Here is a 3760-nt window from a genome sequence, read left to right as displayed (position 1 = left end):
TGCGGCAGGTGGACGACTTCGAGCAGCGCGTGCGCGGACTGCTGGGCCTGCCGGTTCTGCCTGCCGCCACGGCCCTGCTGGTGGCCGGCTGGCCGACCGGGGACCGCTGATGTTCGCCGCTTTCGCCCACCTGCACGTGGCCTCGAGCTTCTCGTTGCAGTACGGCACCTCCACCCCGCAGGAACTCGTGGACCGGGCCGCGGCGTGGGGCCAGGGCCACCTGGCCCTCACCGACCGGGACGGGCTCTACGGCGCCGTGCGCTTCGCCCGGGCCTGCACCGAGGCGGGTGTGGTGCCGGTGCTCGGGGTGGACCTGGCCCTGGCCCACGCCGAGGGCGAGGGGCCGGGGGCCGCCACGCCCACCCGTCGCTCCCCGGTGCGCGGCGGGGCGTGGGTGGACGAGAGCCACCACCGGGTGCGGGTGCTGGCCTGCGGGGGGCAGGGCGGGGGAGGCCACGGTGTGGGCTGGGCGGCGTTGTGCCGGCTCGTCTCGGCCACGCACGCTGCGGGGGATCGTGGGGAGCCGCGCACCACCACCGGTCTGGTGGCCGGTGCCGCCCCGGCGGTGCGGGTGCTGCTGGGGCCGGACTCCGACGTGGGGCGGGCCGTGCTGGCCCGCCGCCGGGCCGAGGCGCGACGCCTGCTGGAGGGCTGGGTGGACGCGGTGGCCCACCGGGTGGGCGACCACGTCACCGCGCGGCGCGTGGTGGTGGTGGAGCTGGTCTGCTCCGGTGCCCCGGCCGGGGAGCCCGGGTGCACCGACCAGGCCGTGGGCCTGTGGCACCTGGCCTCCGAGGTGGGGGTGCGGGCCGTGCTCACCGCCGCGGTGCGGCACGCCGACCCCGGTGACGTGGTGGTGGCCGACGTGCTCGACGCCGCACGGCGCCACGTGCTGCTCGACCCCCGGCACCTGGAGCAGCGCACCTCGGCGGCCCACCTGGCTTCCACCCCGACGATGGTGCGGGTGGCCCGGTGGCTCGCCGAGCGGGCGGCGTGGCCCGGGCCGCTGGAGCGGGCGGCCGACCGGCTGCTGGCCACCACCTGCGAGGTGGCCGTCGAGTGCGGGCTCTCGGCCCGCGACGACCTGGGCATCGGGTCGGTGCACCTGCCCGAGCCGGAGGTGCTGGGCTTCGCCGACGCGCAGGACGCCATGGCGGGACTGGTGCAACGCTGCCGGACGGCCCTGGAGGAGCTGTACCCGGGGGCGGCCCGGCGGCGGGCGGCCGACCGGCTGGAGGACGAGCTGTCCACCATCGGGGCGCTGGGGTACGCCACCTACTTCCTCACCGTGGCGCAGGTGTGCGACCTCATCCGCGAGGCCGGGGGACGGGTGGCCGCCCGCGGGTCGGGTGCCGGGTCGCTGGTGAACCGGCTGCTGGGCATCAGCGGGGTGGACCCGCTGCGGCACGACCTGCTCATGGAGCGCTTCTGCTCGCCGCTGCGGGCCGAGCTGCCGGACATCGACATCGACGTGGAGTCCGACCGGCGCACCGAGATCTATGAGCGGGTCCTGGAGCGTTTCGGCGACGGCCGGGTCACCTGCGTCTCGATGATGGAGACCTACCGGGTGCGCCACGCCGTGCGCGACGTGGGGGCCGTGCTGGGCATGCCCCCGGTGGAGGTGGACGCCATCGCCAAGGCCTTCCCGCACGTGCGGGCCCGGGACGCGCGGGCGGCGGTGCGGGACTTGCCCGAGCTGCGGGCCGCCGGGCTGGACGCTCCGCGCCTGCAGCGGATGCTCGACCTCGTGGAGCGGCTCGACGGGTTGCCGCGCCACATCGCCCTGCACCCCTGCGGCGTGGTGCTCTCCAACCTGGGCCTGCGCGACCGCACCCCGGTGGAGGCCAGCTGGCTGGGCTTCCCCATGAGCCAGTTCGACAAGGACGACGTGGAGGACATGGGGCTGCTCAAGCTCGACGTGCTGGGCATCCGCATGCAGTCGGCCATGGCCCACGCCCTGGACCTCGTGGAGGCCACCGACGGGGTGCGGATCGACCTCGACGACGAGGCCCAGGTGCCGCACGACGACGCCGAGACCTTCGGACTCATCGGCTCCACCCGCACCCTGGGGTGCTTCCAGATCGAGTCGCCGGGGCAGCGGGAGCTGGTGGGCAAGTTCGGGCCGCGGACCTTCGAGGACGTCATCATCGACATCTCGCTGTTCCGGCCGGGTCCGGTGAAGTCGGACATGATCACGCCCTTCCTGGCCGCCCGGCAGGGGTGGGCCGAGCCGTTGCTCATGCACCCGGCGCTCCAGGAGCACCTGCGCAGCACCGAGGGGGTGGTGGTCTTCCACGAGCAGGTGCTGCAGGTCATCACCGCCACCACCGGGGTGGACCTGGCGCACTCCGACGAGGCCCGCCGCGCGATGGGCACCGCCGAGGGGCGTGAGGCGGTGGAGCGCTGGTGGCGCCCGGCGGCCGCGGCCCGAGGGTTCACCGGGGAGGTGGCCGACCGCATCTGGGAGGTGCTGGCGGCCTTCGCCTCGTTCGGCTTCTGCAAGGCGCACGCGGCGGCGTTCGCGCTGCCCACCTACCAGTCGGCCTGGCTGAAGACCCACTACCCGGCGCACTTCATGGCCGGGGTGCTCACCCACGACCCGGGCATGTACCCCAAGCGGCTCATCCTCGACGACGCCCGCGAGCTGGGCGTGACGGTGCTGGGGCTCGACGTGAACGCCTCCGGGGAGGGCTACCGGGTGGAGCCGGTGGGGCAGGAGGAGCCCGACGACGACCTGTCCGTCCCCCTCACCGAGGTGGACCCCGACCGGGCCCTGGAGCGGGTGCGCCGCCGGGCCCGCCGGTGGGGGCTGCGGGTGGCCCTGTCGGAGGTGAAGGGCCTGGGGCAGGACGACGCGCGGCGGATCGTGGCCGGGCAGCCGTACGCCTCGCTGGCCGACTTCTGGCACCGGGCCCGGGTGGACCGCCCGCTGGTGGAGCGGATGGTGCTGGCCGGGGCGTTCGACGCCTTCGCGTCCCCCGAGCGGCGGCGTGACCTGCTGGTGGAGCTGGTGGACATGGAGCGGTGGCGGGAGCCGCGCTCGCGGGGGCGTCGGGCCCGCCTGGCACTGGACCGGGCCGAGCAGGACCGCCGCGCGGCCGAGCGCGGCACCCAGCCGATGCTCGACCTGCCCGCACCCCGCGGTGTGGGGGACGCCGGGCTTCCCCCGATGGCCCGGGAGGAGCAGGTGGCCCACGAGTTGGAGGTGCTGGGCATGGACGTCACCGCCCACGTGCTGGAGCCGCACCTGCCCACCCTGCGGGCACTCGGTGCGCGGCCGGCCCGGGACCTGCTGGGGCTGCGGTCGGGCACCGAGGTGCTGGTGGCCGGGGTACGCGTGGCCACGCAGACCCCGCCGGTCCGGTCGGGCCGCCGGGTGGTCTTCGTGACCCTCAACGACCCCACCGGGGCCAGCGACGCCACCTTCTTCGAGGACGTGCAGGGCCCCTACGCGCAGGTGCTCTTCCAGTCGTGGTTCCTGCTGGTGCGGGGCGTGGTGCGCCGCACCGGCCCCCGTGGCGTCTCGCTGCGGGCCACCGGGGCGTGGGAGCTCTCGGAGCTGACCGGGGCACACCGTTCCGGCGGGGTCGACGGGCTCTTCGCCGCGTGGGAGGAGCAGGACCGCGTGCAGCACGAGCGGGCACGGGCCGGGCAGGAGGCCGCGGCCGCCCAGGGACCGTTGGGGCGGCGGGTGCTCGTGCACGCCTCGGGCTACCGGCAGTCGCCCTATGCCGACGTCGGCGCCGCCGGGCCCGCGGTC

Annotated in this window: 1 protein-coding gene; it reads left to right on the top strand. The window is 75.8% G+C overall.

All coding sequences use genetic code 11. The features are described 5' to 3' along the window. Positions 1–109: 109 nt before the first annotated feature. Positions 110–3760: DNA polymerase III subunit alpha (locus HMPREF3099_RS07785; RefSeq protein WP_083323619.1), on the top strand; the 3651-nt coding region annotated here is incomplete at its 3' end.

Origin of the sequence: Kytococcus sp. HMSC28H12, from assembly GCF_001816045.1 — a bacterium.
GTDB classification, from domain to species: domain Bacteria; phylum Actinomycetota; class Actinomycetes; order Actinomycetales; family Dermatophilaceae; genus Kytococcus; species Kytococcus schroeteri.
Note: the sequence above shows the minus strand (reverse complement) of the source record. Positions and strands in the feature narration are given on the sequence as shown.